19 protein-coding genes are annotated in these 16760 nt (G+C 67.1%); 15 read left to right on the top strand and 4 right to left on the bottom strand.

What is annotated here, in order from left to right; translation table 11 throughout:
- Positions 1-3: 3 nt before the first annotated feature.
- The 4 genes from QTI05_RS08510 to QTI05_RS08495 are packed head-to-tail and all read left to right on the top strand — an operon-like array spanning position 4 to position 1911.
- A complete protein-coding gene (locus QTI05_RS08510; RefSeq protein ID WP_286623898.1) occupies positions 4-351 on the top strand; it encodes a hypothetical protein in 348 nt (115 codons plus the stop codon).
- Positions 348-938, top strand: coding sequence for a hypothetical protein (locus tag QTI05_RS08505; protein WP_286623896.1), 591 nt, complete (start codon positions 348-350; stop codon positions 936-938). Before QTI05_RS08510 ends, QTI05_RS08505 begins: the two co-directional genes overlap by 4 nt.
- Complete coding sequence (locus QTI05_RS08500) at positions 935-1642, top strand: OmpA family protein (RefSeq protein ID WP_286540779.1); 708 nt, start codon at positions 935-937, stop codon at positions 1640-1642. Before QTI05_RS08505 ends, QTI05_RS08500 begins: the two co-directional genes overlap by 4 nt.
- Positions 1643-1656: 14 nt before the next feature.
- Positions 1657-1911: a zinc ribbon domain-containing protein gene (locus QTI05_RS08495; RefSeq protein WP_286540780.1), complete on the top strand. Its 255-nt coding sequence runs from the start codon at positions 1657-1659 to the stop codon at positions 1909-1911.
- On the opposite strand, the gene QTI05_RS08490 is transcribed toward QTI05_RS08495, so the two are convergent.
- The gene (locus tag QTI05_RS08490; RefSeq protein WP_286623895.1) at positions 1895-3106 is read right to left on the bottom strand and encodes an MFS transporter; all 1212 of its coding nucleotides are present in this window, start codon (positions 3104-3106) and stop codon (positions 1895-1897) included. The two genes, QTI05_RS08495 and QTI05_RS08490, sit on opposite strands and share 17 nt — an antisense overlap.
- Positions 3107-3184: 78 nt before the next feature.
- Complete coding sequence (locus QTI05_RS08485; protein ID WP_286540782.1) at positions 3185-3547, bottom strand: HU family DNA-binding protein; 363 nt, start codon at positions 3545-3547, stop codon at positions 3185-3187.
- A 235-nt stretch (positions 3548-3782) separates the two neighbouring features.
- On the opposite strand from QTI05_RS08485, the gene QTI05_RS08480 reads away from it, so the two are divergent.
- On the top strand, positions 3783-4028 hold the full coding sequence (locus QTI05_RS08480) for a GlsB/YeaQ/YmgE family stress response membrane protein (RefSeq protein WP_286623894.1): 246 nt from the start codon (positions 3783-3785) through the stop codon (positions 4026-4028).
- 23 nt (positions 4029-4051) lie between these two features.
- Here QTI05_RS08480 and QTI05_RS08475 read toward each other — a convergent pair whose 3' ends face one another.
- Positions 4052-5596 (bottom strand): YifB family Mg chelatase-like AAA ATPase, encoded by a 1545-nt coding sequence (locus QTI05_RS08475; RefSeq protein ID WP_286623892.1) that lies wholly within the window; start codon positions 5594-5596, stop codon positions 4052-4054.
- A 212-nt stretch (positions 5597-5808) separates the two neighbouring features.
- Here QTI05_RS08475 and QTI05_RS08470 point away from each other — a divergent pair, with 212 nt between their 5' ends.
- The 3 genes from QTI05_RS08470 (at position 5809) to QTI05_RS08460 (ending at position 8649) form a co-directional block, all read left to right on the top strand.
- Entirely contained in the window at positions 5809-6672 is an 864-nt protein-coding gene (locus QTI05_RS08470; protein ID WP_286623891.1) for a TorF family putative porin, read from the top strand.
- Positions 6673-6740: 68 nt separating this feature from the next.
- Complete coding sequence (glnK, locus tag QTI05_RS08465; RefSeq protein WP_187053895.1) at positions 6741-7079, top strand: P-II family nitrogen regulator; 339 nt, start codon at positions 6741-6743, stop codon at positions 7077-7079.
- 34 nt (positions 7080-7113) lie between these two features.
- Positions 7114-8649, top strand: coding sequence for an ammonium transporter (locus QTI05_RS08460; protein WP_286623889.1), 1536 nt, complete (start codon positions 7114-7116; stop codon positions 8647-8649).
- A 153-nt stretch (positions 8650-8802) separates the two neighbouring features.
- Here the strand turns inward: QTI05_RS08460 and QTI05_RS08455 are convergent, their stop codons facing one another.
- Entirely contained in the window at positions 8803-9819 is a 1017-nt protein-coding gene (locus tag QTI05_RS08455; protein WP_286540789.1) for a Bug family tripartite tricarboxylate transporter substrate binding protein, read from the bottom strand.
- 71 nt (positions 9820-9890) lie between these two features.
- On the opposite strand from QTI05_RS08455, the gene QTI05_RS08450 reads away from it, so the two are divergent.
- The 7 genes from QTI05_RS08450 (at position 9891) to QTI05_RS08420 (ending at position 16752) form a co-directional block, all read left to right on the top strand.
- Positions 9891-10829 carry an SMP-30/gluconolactonase/LRE family protein gene (locus QTI05_RS08450; protein ID WP_444812872.1) on the top strand — a complete coding sequence of 313 codons (939 nt, stop codon included), beginning with the start codon at positions 9891-9893 and terminating at the stop codon, positions 10827-10829.
- 46 nt (positions 10830-10875) lie between these two features.
- Positions 10876-12381 carry an FAD-linked oxidase C-terminal domain-containing protein gene (locus QTI05_RS08445; protein WP_286623888.1) on the top strand — a complete coding sequence of 502 codons (1506 nt, stop codon included), beginning with the start codon at positions 10876-10878 and terminating at the stop codon, positions 12379-12381.
- An 11-nt stretch (positions 12382-12392) separates the two neighbouring features.
- Positions 12393-13514, top strand: a complete 1122-nt coding sequence (glcE, locus tag QTI05_RS08440; RefSeq protein WP_286623885.1) for a glycolate oxidase subunit GlcE — start codon at positions 12393-12395, stop codon at positions 13512-13514.
- 6 nt (positions 13515-13520) lie between these two features.
- Positions 13521-14321, top strand: coding sequence for a YoaK family protein (locus QTI05_RS08435; protein ID WP_286623883.1), 801 nt, complete (start codon positions 13521-13523; stop codon positions 14319-14321).
- Positions 14322-14330: 9 nt separating this feature from the next.
- On the top strand, positions 14331-15584 hold the full coding sequence (gene glcF / locus QTI05_RS08430; protein WP_286623882.1) for a glycolate oxidase subunit GlcF: 1254 nt from the start codon (positions 14331-14333) through the stop codon (positions 15582-15584).
- Positions 15581-15982 carry a carboxypeptidase regulatory-like domain-containing protein gene (locus QTI05_RS08425; RefSeq protein ID WP_286540797.1) on the top strand — a complete coding sequence of 134 codons (402 nt, stop codon included), beginning with the start codon at positions 15581-15583 and terminating at the stop codon, positions 15980-15982. Before glcF ends, QTI05_RS08425 begins: the two co-directional genes overlap by 4 nt.
- 644 nt (positions 15983-16626) lie before the next feature.
- A complete protein-coding gene (locus tag QTI05_RS08420) occupies positions 16627-16752 on the top strand; it encodes a hypothetical protein (RefSeq protein ID WP_286540799.1) in 126 nt (41 codons plus the stop codon).
- Positions 16753-16760: the final 8 nt, after the last annotated feature.

Here is a 16760-nt window from a genome sequence, read left to right as displayed (position 1 = left end):
TGCATGCATCACCGCAGCCATTTACTTCACATCTTCTGTTCTCTCGGCATCGTGGCGGCGGCGCCCGCTGCCGCGGCTGGCACCACCGTCATCGAGAACCCGGGCAGCGGCACCAACCGCATAGAGGTCAGCGGCAACAAGGCGCAGAACGTACAGGTGCAATGCGCCGACGGCAATACGAAGAACACGGCGGCAGCCGGCAACGTCAACAGCGTCAACATCGACGGCCGCGCGCTGCAGGGCAAGACGGTGATCGTCACCGGGCGCAACAGCCGCGACGTGCGCGCCGACGCCGATTGCAAGGGCGGCACGGTGCCGAACGCCAACGTCAACAGCGTCAACATCCGATGAAACCCGAATCCTCCATCACGTTGCTGGCCATCGTGTTCGCCTTGGCGCTCGCCGGGTGCGGCGACAAGAGTGCACCGCCAGCGTCGACTGCGCCCGCCGCAGTTTCACCCGCCCCAATCGCACCTGCAGCACAACCCACGCCTGCACTCGCCGCGCCGCCACCGACCGCTGCGATGCCGGCACCCGCAGCCGCGGCAGCGCCCAAGCAGGTCGCGCTGAGCGTGCAGGGCGTCGCGAGCGCGGGCCTGACGGTGCGCGTGAAGAACATCGAGCTGGGCGAGGACGCGACCGTGCTCACCGTGAGCGCGTCCTTCGGCAGCCGCGAGACCAACTTCACCAACCTTGCGGAGACCGTCACCTACCTGGCCGACCCCGCGGGCAACCGCCTGATGCTGCGGCCGCCTGAGGACAACCGCTATCTGCGCATCGTGTCGGGCGACACGATGGAAGGCAAGCTGGTGTTCCTTGGCGCCGTGCCGCCCGGCACACCGCAGTTGCGGCTGGTATTCAACGAGGGCAACACGCCCGACAACACCGCGGGCCCCGGCCTCTCGATCACGCTGCCGTTGCAGCAAGGCGGTACATGACGCGAGGCGCGCACGTGCTGGCCGTGTTGTGGTGCGCCGGCACGGGGCTGGTGGCGCCTGCGTCGGCCCTCACGGTCGAGCGCGTCGCCCGGAGCCTGAAGGACGTGCCGAGCAGCTTCGTGCGCGTGGCCGATGCGCCGCGCACGGAGTTCCGCAAGGCCGGTGTGGCGGGCGCGCTCGCCAGCAGCGCCACGCCGTCGCAGCTGGGCAGCGCAGCGGCGCCGAGCACGGTGTTCCGCCTGGCCGAAGTGCCACCGGCCCGCGTCGCCGTAACGCGCGAACTGCTCGACACGCTGCAGGCGCGCCAGACCGAGCAGCAGGCCATCGTGATCGACCTGCCCGCCGACGTGCTGTTCGATTTCGACAAGGCCGAGCTGCGGCCCGATGCGCGCGCCTCGCTCGAGAAGGCTGCCGAGCTCTTGCGCAGCTACCCCGAAGCGCCGGTCACCATCAACGGACACTCCGACGGCAAAGGCACCGATGCCTACAACGAAGTGCTCTCGAAGCGGCGCGCACAGGCCGTGGCCGCCCGGCTGCAGGGCGAGCCGGCCCGCGCGTTCGCGGTGCACGGGTTCGGCAAGCAGCGGCCGCTTGCATCGAACACCCGACCCGATGGCAGTGACGACCCGGACGGCCGGCAACGCAATCGGCGCGTCGAGATCATCATCCAGCCACCCACCGCGGTGGCGGGCAAGAAATCCTGAGGAGGAGAACGACCATGGCGCTCATCGCATGTCCCGAATGCGGCAAACAGGTGTCGACGCAGGCCAGCACATGTCCTTCGTGCGGTGCGCCGGTGCCCGGCAGCACCGCGCCCGCCGCGGGGCGGCGCGAGCCGCTCGTCAATGCCGGGCTGCTCGGCAAGATTGCAGCGGTCGTCGGCGCCTGGCTGGTGGTGCCGTGGGTGGTGCGGCTGCTCGCCTTCCTGGCCGGTATCGTGATGCTGATCGTGATGTTCAGGTCCGCGCGCTGAACCGCTGCGCGCCCACCAGCGCCAGCACCGCCACCACGCTCACGACCAGCAGCACCCACAGGCCCGCGGTGTAGCCCAGCGCCGGCGTCCACAGCAGGCCCAGCATCAGCGGCGCGACGGCACGCGCGATGGCGCTCGGCAAGCCGAGCGCGCCATTGAGCGTGGCAACGTGGTCGCGGTTCACGTACTGCGCGATGGCCGTGCCCTTGACGATCGTCAGCATGCCGTTACCCATGCCGTAGAGCGCCACGAACAGCAGCGCCGCGCCCGCATGGCCACCGCCGGCCAGCAAGGCGACGAGCCCGAGCGGGATCAGGCACGGGATCAACCGATTCGCCAGGTGCAGGTCGAAGCGGTGTTCGAAGAAGTAGAGCAGCGCGCGTCCCAGCACCTGCACCAGGCCGATGCTGGCGGGAATCGCGATCGCCCACGACTCCGACAGCCCGCTTTCGCGCAGCAGGCTCACCATGTGCGGCGGCAGGGCCACGGTCACGGCCATCAGCAGCACCACGAACACGCCCACCAGCAGGAACGGTGCGCTGCGCAGGTAGTGCGCGACCGGCAGGGGTGCAGTGCCGGCCGGTGCGTCGGTCTTGGCACGCGCCGGCGGCGCGTGGCGCAGCACCCGTGCATGCAGCGGGACGCAGACGAACAGGTGGATCGCTGCCAGCACCCACAGCGCGTGCCGCCAGCCCAGCGCGCCCACCAGCCCCGCGACCAGCGGGATGAACACCGTGCTGGCCAGCCCGCCCAGAAATGTCAGCGTGATGATGGCGCGGCGAAAGTCATCTGGAAAGCGGCGCGTCACGATCGCGAACGCCGGGTTGTAGAGGGTGGCGGCCAGTGCCGCGCCGAGCACGATCCACACGGCGTAGAAGCCGGCTGCGTTCTGGATGAAGCTGTGGGCAAAGAGGCCGGCGGCCATCACGAGCGAGCCCCCGGTCATCACGGCGCGTTCGTGGCCGCGGTCGATCCAGCGGCCGACCGTCCACGCCATCACGCCTTCGGCCAGCAGCGCGAGGCTGAATGCCAGCGACGACTGTGCGCGGCTCAAGCCCAGCGCCTGCTCGACCGGCGCCATCAGCAGCGCGAATGCATAGAACACGCTGCCCCAGGTGATGAGCTGGCCGACCGACAGCCAGCCGACCATGCGGCCGTCGTAGGGCGCTGCGGGCGATCGACTCGACATCAACATCGTGCGTTCTCTCAACAAAAACGAAAACGGCCCCTCAGGGCCGCGGTGCTCACTCCGCAGCATGCGCTGCGAGGCCGATCACTTCTTCTTGGCAGCGGCCTTCTTGGCAACCGGCTTGGCGGCCGGCTTTGCAACGGCTGCCTTGTCGGCCTTGCGCTTCGCGGCCTTGGGATCCACGGCCGCCTTGAACGATGCGCCCGGGACGAACTTGGGCACCTTCTGTGCGGCAATCTTGATCTTGGTGCCAGCTTGCGGATTGAAACCGGTGCGCGCAGCACGTGCCACCTGCTTGAACGTGCCGAAGCCGACGATCTGAACGGGGTCGCCCTTCTTGACTGCAGCGACGATGGCGCTGGTCACGGTTTCGAGGATGCGCGCGGCTTCGGCCTTGCTGACGGTATGGGTGGTGGCGATTTTTTCGACGAGTTCGATGCGGTTCACTGAGAGATTTCCTTGGACTAGAGATCAGGCACTTGCCTGTTGCAACGCTGCCAGCAGGCGCTGGCAGCGAGGGGCGGCAGTTTAGCCTCCGGTGCAGCGGGTCGAACCCTCATCCGAAAAACCTGCCCGGAAAGCACAAGTTCACGGCTCGCCTTCATCCTTGTTCCTTCATGACTTGCGCCGCTGTTAGGCTCGCCGCTGAACGGTCATTTCGACCAATCAAGGGAGTAGATAAATGAGCTTGTTGTGGTTTCTCGTCGTGGGTCTTGTTGCGGGCTGGCTGGCCGGCGTTCTCGTCAAGGGCGGTGGCTTCGGCCTTGTCGGCGATCTCATCGTCGGCGTGATCGGCGCCTTCCTCGGCGGCTTTCTTTTCAGCACCTTTGGCGTCTCGCTCGGTGGCGGCCTCATTGGCAGCATCGTTGTTGCCACCGTCGGTGCCGTGGTGCTGTTGTTCATCGTTCGCCTCGTCAAGCGCGCATAGCGATCCCCTGATGCAGCGGCCACTCAGGCCGCGCCGCGCAGCGCCCGGCGATACTGCACCGCTTCGGCCACATGTGCCGTCTGCACCTGCGTGGCGCCGGCCAGGTCGGCGATGGTGCGCGCGACCTTGAGCGTGCGGTGCGTAGAGCGGGCACTCCAGCCGAGTTTGGCGGCAGCGGTTTGCATGAAGCGCAGGCCCGCATCGTCCAGCGCGGCGTGGGTGTCGATTTCGCGCCCGTGGAGCGCCTGGTTCGGCTTGCCCTGGCGCGTGGCCGCGCACTCGCGAGCCGCCTCGACCCGGGCACGGATCCCGCCGGTCGCTTCGCCCGGCTGCGCCGTCAGCAGCTCTTGCGCCGACACGGCCGGCACTTCGATGTGAAGGTCGATGCGGTCCAGCAGCGGGCCGCTCAGCTTGCCCTGGTAGCGCGAAATCTGGTCGGGCGTGCAGCGGCAGGCCTTCAGCGCCGAGCCCGAAAAACCGCAGGGGCACGGGTTCATCGCGGCAATGAGCTGGAAGCGCGCGGGGAACTCGGCGCGCCTGGCGGCCCGCGCGATCGTGATCGTGCCGGTCTCCAGTGGCTCGCGCAGCGCCTCCAGCGCGCCGCGCGGAAACTCGGGCAACTCGTCGAGGAACAGCACACCATGGTGCGCCAGCGAGATCTCGCCAGGGCGCGGCGGCGAGCCACCGCCCACCAGCGCGATCGCACTTGAGGTGTGGTGCGGCGCGGCGAGTGGGCGGCGCATCCAGCGCTCGACCGCGAAGCGGCCGCCAAGGCTCGACACCGCTGCGCTCTCCAGTGCCTCTTCGACCGTCATGGCCGGCAACAGGCCCGCGAACCGCTGCGCCAGCATCGACTTGCCGGAGCCTGGCGGGCCGACCATCAGAAGGCTGTGCGAACCTGCCGCTGCGATCTCGAGCGCGCGCTTGGCGCCGGCATGGCCCTTCACGTCCGATAGCTCGGGATAGTTCACGACGTGAGTGCCGGCTTCGGCTGAAACCCTTGTCCATCCATCGTCGCCGGGCGCCGGCTCCGGGAGATCGGTGGCGCCTGCCGGCAGAAACTGGCGCACCACATCGAGCAGATGGCGAGCACCATAGACATGCGAGCCCGGCACCAGGGAGGCCTCCCGGGCGCTGTCGGCTGGCAGCACAAGCCGGGTCGCAATGCCCCGGCTGTGCAGCGCCAGCGCCATGGCGAGTGCGCCGCGCACCGGCCGCAGCTGGCCCGACAGCGACAACTCGCCGGCAAATTCCCAGCCGGCCAGCCGTGCCGCGTCGATCTGGCCGCTGGCGGCAAGGATGCCGAGTGCGATCGGCAGGTCGAAGCGGCCGGAATCCTTCGGCAGATCGGCCGGTGCCAGATTGACCGTGATGCGCTTGTTGTTCGGAAACTCGAGGCCGGCGTTCTGGATCGCGCAACGCACCCGCTCACGCGCCTCTTTCACTTCGACATCCGCCAGGCCGACCAGCGTGAAACTGGGCAGACCATTGGCCAGATGCACCTCGACCGTGACACTGGCCGCTTCCAGGCCGAGCAATGCACGGCTCTGCACCAAAGACAGACTCATTTTCTCTCCCTTCACCAAGATGGTGCGTCCATCTTTGGTGCAATCTTGCTTTCTTTCCGGTCTACTCGCCGCGATGCGGAAACATTGGATGACGAATCGGTTGTTTGCAAGGGAACTCGCGTTGCCCCACGGCGTCGCCGCTGTGCACTTTGGCACGCTCCCTGCTATGAACGGGTTCCACCCCCATCCACACCCTCCGAGGAGTTTCCCCGATGATGCACCGTAAAACCGCCAAGGCTTTGGTCGCGCTGGCCGCCGCTCTGACCGCGTCGAGCGCTGTCCTGGCCCAAACGACGCCGGCAGCGGACCCGGCGCCCGCGTCGCCGTTGACGGCCAACATCTCGCTGACCACCAACTACAAGTTCCGTGGCCAGGATCAGGATCAGATCGGCAAGAACGACTACTACAAGACGCGCGCCGTCAAGCCCGCGATCCAGGGCGGTTTCGACTACGCGCACGAGAGCGGCTTCTACGTGGGCAACTGGAACTCCAGCGTCAACTGGCTCCAGGGCAATAGCATCGAGAGCGACATCTACGGCGGCTACAAGTTCAAGGGCGGCCCGATCGACTGGGACGTGGGCGTGCTGACCTACATCTACCCGGGCAACAGCCTCGGCAACACCACCGAAATCTACGGTGCCGGCACCTGGGCCGACGACGCGATCGGCTCGTTCACCCTCAAGTACTCGCACACCGTGTCGAAGGATTACTTCGGCTACGCTGGCGCCAAGAACGGTTCGGGCCTGAAGGGCCGCGGCACCGGCTACCTGAACCTGGCCTACAGCAAGGAAATCGTTCCGAAGCTCACGCTGAAGGCGGCGGTCGGCTACACGCGCATGTCCAGCGACATCCGCAGCCTCGGCTACAAGAGCTATGTGGACTACAACGTGGGTGCCAGCTACGACTTCGGCGGCGGCCTGTCGCTTTCGGGCGCGGTCGTGGGCGCCAACAAGAAGAGCTCCTACCTGCTGACCAGCAACCCCGGCATTGAAATCCCGGACTTCGGTACATTCGGCGCCCAGCAGCAGTCCGTCAACAAGGCCCGCTTCATCGTCACCCTCACCAAGACGCTCTGAACGCGACACAGCCAGGCGCGGCCTGAGTTGCCGCGCCCATCCCTTTATTCCTCAGGAGTCATAAAACCATGAAGCTGGTCACAGCCATCATCAAACCCTTCAAGCTCGACGAGGTGCGCGAGGCGCTCTCGGCGATCGGTGTGCAAGGCATCACCGTGACCGAAGTCAAGGGCTTCGGCCGACAGAAGGGCCACACCGAGCTCTACCGTGGCGCAGAGTACGTGGTCGACTTCCTGCCGAAGGTCAAGATCGAAGCGGCTGTGTCCGACGAACTGGTGGAGCGCGTGATCGAGGCGGTCGAGGGCGCAGCCCGCACCGGCAAGATCGGCGACGGCAAGATTTTTGTCTACAACCTCGAGCAGGTCGTTCGCATCCGCACCGGCGAAACCGGCCGTGAAGCCCTCTGATTTCAGGTATTTCAAGGCACGAAAGAACACCGAAATGAAAAAACTGCTCGTCTCCCTCGCGCTCGGCCTGAGCGTTCTCACTGCCGGCGTCACCGGCTTTGCCCAGACGCCGGCGCCGGCCGCTGCTGAAGCTTCGGCTCCCGCCGCCGCGGCAGCCCCGGCCGCAGCACCCGCACCGGCCGCCCCCGCTGCTGCAGCAGCGCCCGCGGCAGCTGCCGCCGCACCTGCCGCCGCACCCGCCCCGTCCTTCAACAAGGGCGACACCAGCTGGATGATGCTGTCGACGTTGCTGGTCATCATGATGACCATCCCGGGCCTCGCACTGTTCTACGGCGGCCTGGTCCGCAGCAAGAACATGTTGTCGGTGCTGATGCAGGTCATGGTCACGTTCTCGATGATCGTGGTGCTGTGGCTCATCTACGGCTACAGCCTCGCGTTCACCGAGGGCAACTCCTTCATAGGCGGGTTCGACCGGCTGTTCATGAAGGGCATCTTCGACCCGGCCACCGGCGTGTTCGCCCCGGGCGCGACCTTCAGCAAGGGTGTCTACATCCCCGAGTTGCTGTTCGCCGCCTTCCAGGCCACGTTCGCCGGCATCACCTGCTGCCTGATCGTCGGTGCCTTCGCCGAGCGCGCCAAGTTCTCGGCGGTGCTGCTGTTCATGGTGATCTGGTTCACCTTCAGCTATGCGCCGATCGCGCACATGGTCTGGTTCTGGATGGGCCCGGACGCCTACACCGCCGCTGGCGTGGTCGACGAGATGAACGGCAAGGCCGGCCTGATCTGGCAGTGGGGCGCGCTCGACTTCGCAGGCGGCACCGTGGTGCACATCAACGCGGCCGTTGCCGGCCTGGTCGGTGCCTATGTGATCGGCAAGCGCGTCGGTTACGGCAAGGAAGCCTTCACGCCGCATTCGCTGACGTTGACCATGGTCGGTGCCTCGCTGCTGTGGGTGGGCTGGTTCGGCTTCAACGCCGGTTCGGCCCTCGAAGCCGGCACCAGCGCCGTGCTCGCGTTCATGAACACCTTCTCTGCCACCGCCGCTGCCGTGCTCGCATGGTGCATCGGTGAAGCGCTGATGCGCGGCAAGGCCTCGATGCTGGGTGCCGCTTCGGGCGCCGTCGCCGGCCTCGTGGCCATCACGCCGGCTGCCGGCAACGTCGGCCTCATGGGTGCCATCGTGATCGGCTTCGTCGCCGGCTTCGCCTGCCTCTGGGGCGTCAACGGCCTCAAGAAGCTGCTGGGTGCGGACGACTCGCTCGACGTGTTCGGCGTGCACGGTGTCGGCGGTATCGTCGGCGCACTGCTCACCGGTGTGTTCAACACGCAGGCACTCGGCGGCCCCGGCCTCGTGGGCGACTGGGTCACGGCGTCGGTCATCTCCAACCCGATCGGCACCCAGGTCTGGATCCAGCTCAAGGCTGTGGTGCTGACCATCGTGTGGTCGGGCGTGGTCTCGTTCATCGCCTACAAGATCGCCGACCTGACCATCGGTCTGCGCGTGACGGAAGAAGAAGAGCGCGAAGGCCTCGACATCTCCGCGCACGGCGAAACCGCATATAACAGGTAACCCCCCAGGCTTCGCGCACTGCGTGTCGCTTCTCCTTCCCCCCTGCTGGGGGCAACACCAGCGGCCCGGCTGAGCCGGTTCCGCGGTGTTTCTGGAACTCAAGAAAAAGCCACCCTCGGGTGGCTTTTTCTTGTCTGACTCGGGGGGTCTTGGCTATTCGGCGCGGATGTCGTTGTTCTTCACGACCTCGCCGAGCAGCTTGTAGTAGTCGCGCGTCATCGCGGCCAACTGCTCGGGGGTGCCGCCGCCGGCGTCGTCGCCGCGCTCGGCAATGGTCTTCTGGATGGCGGGGTCCTTGATCGCGGTGTTCATTGCCGTGTTGACCTTCTTCACGATGTCGGCGGGCAGGCCGGCCGGCCCGTACAGGCCGATGAACGAAATGATCTCGAAGTCCTTGATGCCCCGCTCCTTCGCGGTGGGCACGTCGGGGAAGGCCGGCACGCGCTTCGCGCCGGTGGACATCAGCGCCTTGAGCTGTCCGGACTTGAGCATGGGCGCGACCACGGAAGAAGCGTCGAACATGCAGGGGATGCGGCCGGCGATCAGGTCGATCATGGCCGGGCTGCTGCCCTTGTAGGGCACATGGCTCATCTTCGGCTTGCCGATGCGCTCGCGGAACAGCTCCATGGTGGTCTGCACCAGGCTGCCGGGCCCGCCCGAGGCGTAGTCGACGGTCTTGCCGGCCTTGTCTTCGGCCTTGACCCAGGCGATGAATTCCTCGACCGTCTTGACCGGCAGGTTCGCCGGCACGACCAGCATCAGCGACGAGGTCAGCAGCAGCCCGATGGGCGTGAGCTTGAGCGGATCCGCCACGGTGGTGTTGCGGTAGGTGTGCGGATTGAGCACCATGTTGCTGCCATTGCCCACCAGCAGCCGATAGCCGTCCGGCGGCGACTTCGCGATGTAGTCGGTGGCGATGTTGCCGTTGACGCCGGGCTTGTTGTCGATCACCACCCCCTGGCCCAGGCTGGTCTGCATGCCGGCGGTGAGCACCCGCCCGGCAAAGTCGGTCTGCCCGCCGGGCGGATAGCCGACCACCAGCGTCACCGCTTTGGTCGGCCAGGCCGCTTGTGCTGATGCGAAGCCCGGCAGCATGCCGCCGAGGCCCCCCAAACCGAGTTGCAACGCCGCCCGGCGTGAAAGCGAGGCGTTCGATCCGTCGTGTTCCATGTGTTGCTCCCGTGCTGGAGAGGCCAGCCGCTGCATCATAGGAGCGTGTGGACGGGCTCACAAGGCCGCCCATGCCCGCACAATCCCGCACCATGTGGCAAACGCTTCCAAACTCCCTCTGCGAACTTGGCGAATCGCCGTTCTGGCATCCGCACGAGCAATCGCTCTACTGGATCGACATTCCGGGCCGCGCCGTGCTGCGCACACGCGGCGCGACCGGCGGTGAGGTCCAGCGCTGGCCTCTCGCCGAGGAGCCGGGCTGCATCGCGCCGGCGCGGCGCGGCGGCCTGGTGCTGGCGCTGCGCAGCGGCATCTACCGTGCACGCGAATGGGGTGGCGCACTGCAGTTGCTGGCGCCGGCCGACTACGACACCACCACCCTGCGCTTCAACGACGGCAAGTGCGATCCGCTCGGCCGCTTCTGGGCCGGCACGCTGAACGAGCCGAAAGACCAGGCCAACGCCACGCTCTACTGCCTCGATGCCCGTGCCGGACGCGCGCCCGTCGTGACGAAGATGGCCAATGCCGCCACCACGGCCAACGGACTCGGCTTTGCGCCCGACGCGCGCACCGTCTACTGGGCCGACACCGCGGCGCACGCGGTGCGCGCCTGGGACTGGGCCGGCGAGGCCAATGCGCTCACGCGCGAACGCGTGTTCCACCAGTTCGACATGAAGCCTGCAAGCTGGACGCCGGAGAGCGGCGTGCCCTACCAGGGCCGGCCGGACGGCGCCACCATCGACGCGGCCGGCGACTACTGGGTCGCGATGTTCGAAGGCGCGCAACTGCTGCGCCTCTCGCCTGCCGGCGAAGTGCGCGAGGCGATCGCGCTGCCGGTGCAGTGCCCGACGATGCCCTGCTTCGGCGGCGACGACTTGCGCACGCTGTTCGTCACAAGCGGGCGCAAGGGCCGCCCGGCCGCGGAGATCGCGCGACTGCCGGCGTCGGGCAGCGTCATTCAGCAGCGCGTCGCCACGCCCGGGCTGCCCGTTGCGTTCTTCGAGGACTGACGCGCCGGGCTGGCGGGTCTACCATCGGCGGCATGAAGGTATCTGCATGAATGCGCCGTTGAGCCCGATCCAGCACGATCTGCTCTCGAAGTCAGAGCGCCAGGCGCAGGTGGTGCGGGCGCTGCAGGCCAGCTTGCCTTCGCACGCGCTGATCTGGCACGACGAGGACACCACGCCTTACGAATGCGACGGCCTCACCGCCTATCGCCAGCGCCCGCTGGTGGTGGCCTTGCCCGAAACCGAAGCGCAGGTGCAGGCCGTTCTCAAGACCTGCCACCAGCTCGGTGTGCCGGTGGTGGCGCGCGGCGCCGGCACCGGGCTCTCGGGCGGTGCGATGCCCGATGCGATGGGCGTGACGCTCTCGCTCGCCAAGTTCAACAGGATCCTCGACATCGATCCAGTCGCGCGCACGGCCAGCGTGCAGTGCGGCGTGCGCAACCTCGCGATCAGCGAAGCCGCTGCACCCTATGGCCTCTACTACGCGCCCGATCCATCGAGCCAGATCGCCTGCACCATCGGCGGCAACGTGGCCGAGAACTCGGGCGGCGTGCACTGCCTCAAGTACGGCCTTACCTTGCACAACGTGCTGCGCGTGCGCGGCTTCATGGCCGATGGCGAGGCGGTCGAGTTCGGCAGCGCCGCGCTCGATGCCGCAGGCCTCGATCTGCTTGCACTCGTGATCGGCAGTGAAGGCATGCTGGCCGTCACCACCGAGGTGCTGGTCAAGCTGGTGCCCAGGCCGCAGCTCGCGCGCTGCATCATGGCCAGCTTCGACGACGTGCGCAAAGCCGGCGACGCGGTCGCGGCCGTGATTGCGGCCGGCATCATCCCGGCGGGCCTGGAGATGATGGACAAGCCGATGACCGCCGCCGTCGAGGATTTCGTGCGCGCCGGCTACGACCTCACGGCCGAGGCCATCCTGCTGTGCGAATCCGACGGCACGCCCGAAGAGGTCGAGGAAGAGATCGGCCGCATGAGCGAGGTGCTGCGCCGCTGCGGCGCCACTGCCATCGCGGTGAGCGAAAACGAGGACGAGCGCCTCAAGTTCTGGAGCGGCCGCAAGAACGCGTTCCCGGCCTCGGGCCGCATCAGCCCCGACTACATGTGCCTCGACTCGACCATTCCGCGCAAGCGCCTGGCCGACATCCTGCTCGCGATTCAGCAGATGGAAATCAAATACAACCTGCGCTGCTGCAACGTGTTTCATGCCGGCGACGGCAACCTGCACCCGCTGGTGCTGTTCGATGCCAACGACCCCGACGAGCTGCACCGCTGCGAGCTGTTCGGCGCCGACATCCTCGAGACCAGCGTCGCGATGGGCGGCACCGTGTCGGGCGAGCATGGCGTGGGCGTGGAAAAACTCAACAGCATGTGCGTGCAATTCACAGGGCCCGAAAACGAGCAGATGTTCGGCGTCAAGCGCGCGTTCGATCCGGTCGGCCTGCTCAACCCCGGCAAGGTGATCCCGACGCTGCAGCGCTGCGCCGAATACGGCAAGCAGGTGGTGCGGGGCGGCAAGACGCTGCCGTTCGCCGAACTGCCGCGGTTTTGAGGCGCGTGACCTTGACCGATTCCGCCCCTCACGCCCTGCATACCCTCATTGACCGCGTGCGCGCCGCCGCTGCGCACGCCAGCCCGCTGCGCATCCACGGCGGTGGCACCAAGGACTTCTACGGCGAAGCGCTGCAGGGCGAAGCGCTCGACACCACGCCGCTCGCCGGCATCACGAGCTACGAGCCGAGCGAGCTGGTGGTCACGGTGCGCGCCGGCACGCGGCTGCTCGAACTCGAAACCCTGCTCGCCACCGAGGGCCAGTGCCTTGCTTTCGAGCCGCCGCGCTTCCAGCCCGGCGGCACGGTTGGCGGCATGGTGGCGGCGGGCCTGAGCGGCCCGGCGCGTGCCAGCGTCGGCGCAGTGCGCGATCACCTGCTCGGCGCCGAGCTGCTCAACGGCAAGGCCGAGTTGCTGCGCTTCGGCGGCACGGTGATGAAGAACGTCGCCGGCTACGACGTCTCGCGCGTGCTGGCCGGAGCGCTCGGCACGCTGGGGCTCATCACCGAAGTCAGCCTCAAGGTGCTGCCGATGGCGCCGGCCGAAGCCACGCTTGACTTCGAATGCAGCCAGGCCGACGCACTGCGCCTGCTGAACGCATGGGGCGGCCAGCCGCTGCCGCTGAACGCCAGCGTCTGGCGCGAACGCGACGGCGCGGGTGTGCTTTCGCTGCGCCTGCGCGGCGCAGTGGCCGCAGTGGAGGCGGCCTGCGCGCATCTGGGCGGTGCGCGTCAGGACGCCGATCGCAGTGCGGCCGCGTGGCAGGCGTTGCGCGACCAGCAGGACCCATGGTTCGACGCTGATGCGCATGACCTGTGGCGCGTGTCGGTGCCGCAAACCGCGCCGGTGCTGGCGATCGATGGCGCGCCGCCGCTGATTGAATGGCACGGCGGTCAGCGCTGGTACCGCGCGGCGCCGGGGCAGGGTGCTGCGATCCGCACTTCAGCCCGCGGCGTCGGTGGCCACGCCACCCTTTTCAGGGCAGCGGCCGCAACCGGCGCGGGCGCGCCAGCCCGATCTGGTTCCACTTTCGAACCGCTGTCGCCGGTGCTCGAGCGCATCCACCGCGCGCTCAAGCGCGAGTTCGATCCGCACGGTGTGTTCAACCGCGGCCGGCTGCACGCCGCCTGGTAGGCCAGCATGCGGCGCCTGCGCTTTCTCACCGGCCGGCACCGAACGCCGTCCATCAACCGCCTGCTCGGGCTGCTGCTTGCGTTCATCGCGGGCGCTGTCAATGCGGGCGGCTTTCTCGTGGTGCACATGTACACCTCGCACATGACCGGCTTCGTCTCGATGCTGGCCGACAACCTGGTGCTGGGCAACATGGCGCTGGTGCTCGGCGCCACGGGCGCGTTGCTGGCCTTTGTCTGCGGCGCGGCCTTCACGGCCGTGGTCGTGAACTGGGCGCGCCAGCATCGTCTGCGCAGCGGCTTCGCATTGCCGCTGCTGTTAGAAGCCCTGCTGCTGTTGCTGTTCGGGCTGGTGGGTGCCACAACGCTCAGCCAGGCGACACCGTTCGCGGTGCCGTTGACCGTGCTGCTGCTGGCGTTCCTGATGGGGCTGCAGAACGCGCTGGTCAGCAAGGTGTCGTCGGCGCAGATCCGCACCACGCACATGACGGGCGTGATCACCGACCTCGGCATCGAGCTCGGCAAGCTTTTCTACTGGAACCGGGCTGGCACGCCGGCCAGCGCACAGGTGCGTGCCAATCGCGCGAAGCTGCGGCTGTTCAGCCTGCTGCTGGCGATGTTCCTGATCGGCGGGCTGGTCGGTGCCGCGGGCTTCAAGTACATCGGCTTCATCTGGGTGGTGCCGCTTGCGGCGCTGCTGTTCGCGGTGTCGCTGCCGCCGTTGCTGCAGGATCTGCGGCATTCCATCTACCTGCGCGCAGCCATCGGGCGCATCGCGCGGGCACTGTGGCCGCACGCCAGCCACCGCTGAACACATTCCATGCAAACCGAACTCGCCCCCGAATTCCGCGACACCGCCGATGGCCGCGAAGCCGAAGCCATCCTGCGCAAGTGCGTGCACTGCGGCTTCTGCACCGCGACCTGTCCCACGTATCAATTGCTCGGCGACGAACTCGACGGGCCGCGTGGCCGCATCTACCTCATCAAGCAGGTGCTCGAAGGCAAGGCGCCGACGCGCAGCACGCAGCTGCACCTGGACCGCTGTCTGACCTGCCGCAACTGCGAAAGCACCTGCCCCAGCGGCGTGCAGTACGGCCACCTGGTCGACATCGGCCGCAAGATCGTCGACCAGAAGGTGCCACGCCCCGCGATGGAATCGGCCACGCGCTGGCTATTGAAAGAGGCGCTGCCGTCGCCGCTGTTCGGCCCTGCGATGAAGCTCGGGCAATCGGTGCGCGGCCTGCTGCCCGAGGCGCTCAAGGCCAAGGTGCCAGCCAAGCAGGATGCCGGCGCGTGGCCGACGCGAACGCATGCACGCAAGATGCTGATGCTGGCCGGCTGCGTGCAGCCCGCGATGATGCCGAACATCAACAGCGCCACCGCGCGGGTGCTCGACGCCGCCGGCATCGAGACGGTGATCGCGAAAGAGGCCGGCTGCTGCGGCGCGGTCAAGTTCCACCTGAACGACCAGCAGGGCGGCATGGCGCAGATGCGCGCCAACATCGACGCCTGGTGGCCCCAGGTCGAGCGCGACGAGGTGGAAGCGATCGTCATGAACGCCTCGGGCTGCGGTGTCACCGTGCGCGAGTACGGCCACATCCTGCGAGACGACGCGGCCTATTCGCTGAAGGCCAAGCGCATCAGCGAACTCACGCGCGACCTCAGCGAGTTGCTGCCCGAGCTGGTGCCGCTGCTCAAGGCCCGCGTAAAGGCACCGGCCGGCGTGGTGGCCTACCATCCGCCCTGCACTCTGCAGCATGGGCAAAAGTTGCGCGGCGGTGTCGAAGTGAACCTGCGCGCGCTCGGCTTCGACCTACAGCTGACGAGGAATGAATCCCACCTGTGCTGCGGCTCGGCCGGTACCTACTCGGTGCTGCAACCGGACTTGGCCTATCCGCTGCGCGACCGGAAGTTGGGCCACTTGCAGCAGTTGCAGCCGACCACCATCGCCTCGGCCAACATCGGCTGCATCACGCACCTGCAAAGCGGCAGCGAAGTCCCGGTCAGGCATTGGGTCGAGCTGCTCGATGCTGCCCTGGTGGTTTCACCGTCTTCGAAGGAGCAAACGTCATGAACCGTCTTCAATGGATCGCCGCCCTCGGCATCGCCAGTGCGTTGCAGGCCCAGGCGCAGACCCCCGTCGCTATCCCGCCCATGAAGGGCGATGGCGCGGTGCGCTGGGTTTGCGGCGGCATCGGCGTGGACGAGTCCACTGCGATGCGGTCGGCGATGAAATCGCATCCGCTCTCGCTGCTGTTCGCGCGCAAGGACGGCGCCTACCTGGCCGAGATCGACGTGACGATCCAGCGCAGCGACGGCGGCCCGACGCTGGCGTTGCGCGCGGACGGCCCGGTTTGCCTGATCGATCTGCCGGCCGGTCGCTACACCGTGCAAGCTGCCACAGGCGGTGCAACACTGAAGGAGTCGGTCACTGTCGGCGGCGCACCCAAAACAGCCGACTTCCGCTTCTGAAGTGAGGCGCGGCGTGAGGAACGCCGCTCTCTGCGCAGCAGGCATTGCGTCCGCGCTTCGTGCTTGACGTTCCGGGGTAGGGCCTGTGGCGTGGGGTAGGCCGCTGGCGGCGGGTGGCCCCTTCCGCGAATGTCCCCCGGGCTTCGCCCTCCTCCTTTATTTCGCTGCAGGGGCCACCCACCACCATCGGCCAGGGCACGATCGTTGTGTTCAGCGCGAAACGGTTCCGCCGCCCTGATCCCGCCCGACCTCAGGGTCCAGCTCCCGCCACAAGACCCTCGGTGCTCAGACCACCGCCGATTTAGGGTTCATACCTATTTGTTTGCGCAAACATTCGAGCCAAACTCAATTGTTTGCGCAAACAACCGATGTGGTTGTGCAAGCCAACTGATGGAACACGCACAAGGAGATCCTGTGACCGCGGAAACATTGTTTGACATTCTCATATCACTAATCGATGACTAAGTGGCAATTCCATCGCTCTGTTTTTGCGCTTTTTGTCACGGATCGGCCGCAAAAAAGAAATGTCCGTGGGCGTTCTGTGCAGTTTTGCCTATCAGGTTGCCCGCGTGAATTTGATACTCCCGCCCGGCTCCTGCCAGCCTTTCGTCTGATGGTGGGCACATCAACTCAAGGGGGGCTCAATGAACCGATTCAACAAAACCATCTGGGACGCATCGCCATCGTTTGTGTCGGCCTGGCGCGCGGAGGCGCCAACGCGCAGGCAGCCCAACGGCCAGGTCGACTTCGAGGTCTCCGGGGAGCGATGAGCATGGCG

The organism is Variovorax fucosicus (genome assembly GCF_030316825.1).
In the GTDB taxonomy this organism is placed as follows: Bacteria; Pseudomonadota; Gammaproteobacteria; order Burkholderiales; family Burkholderiaceae_C; genus Variovorax; species Variovorax fucosicus.
Note: the sequence above shows the minus strand (reverse complement) of the source record. Positions and strands in the feature narration are given on the sequence as shown.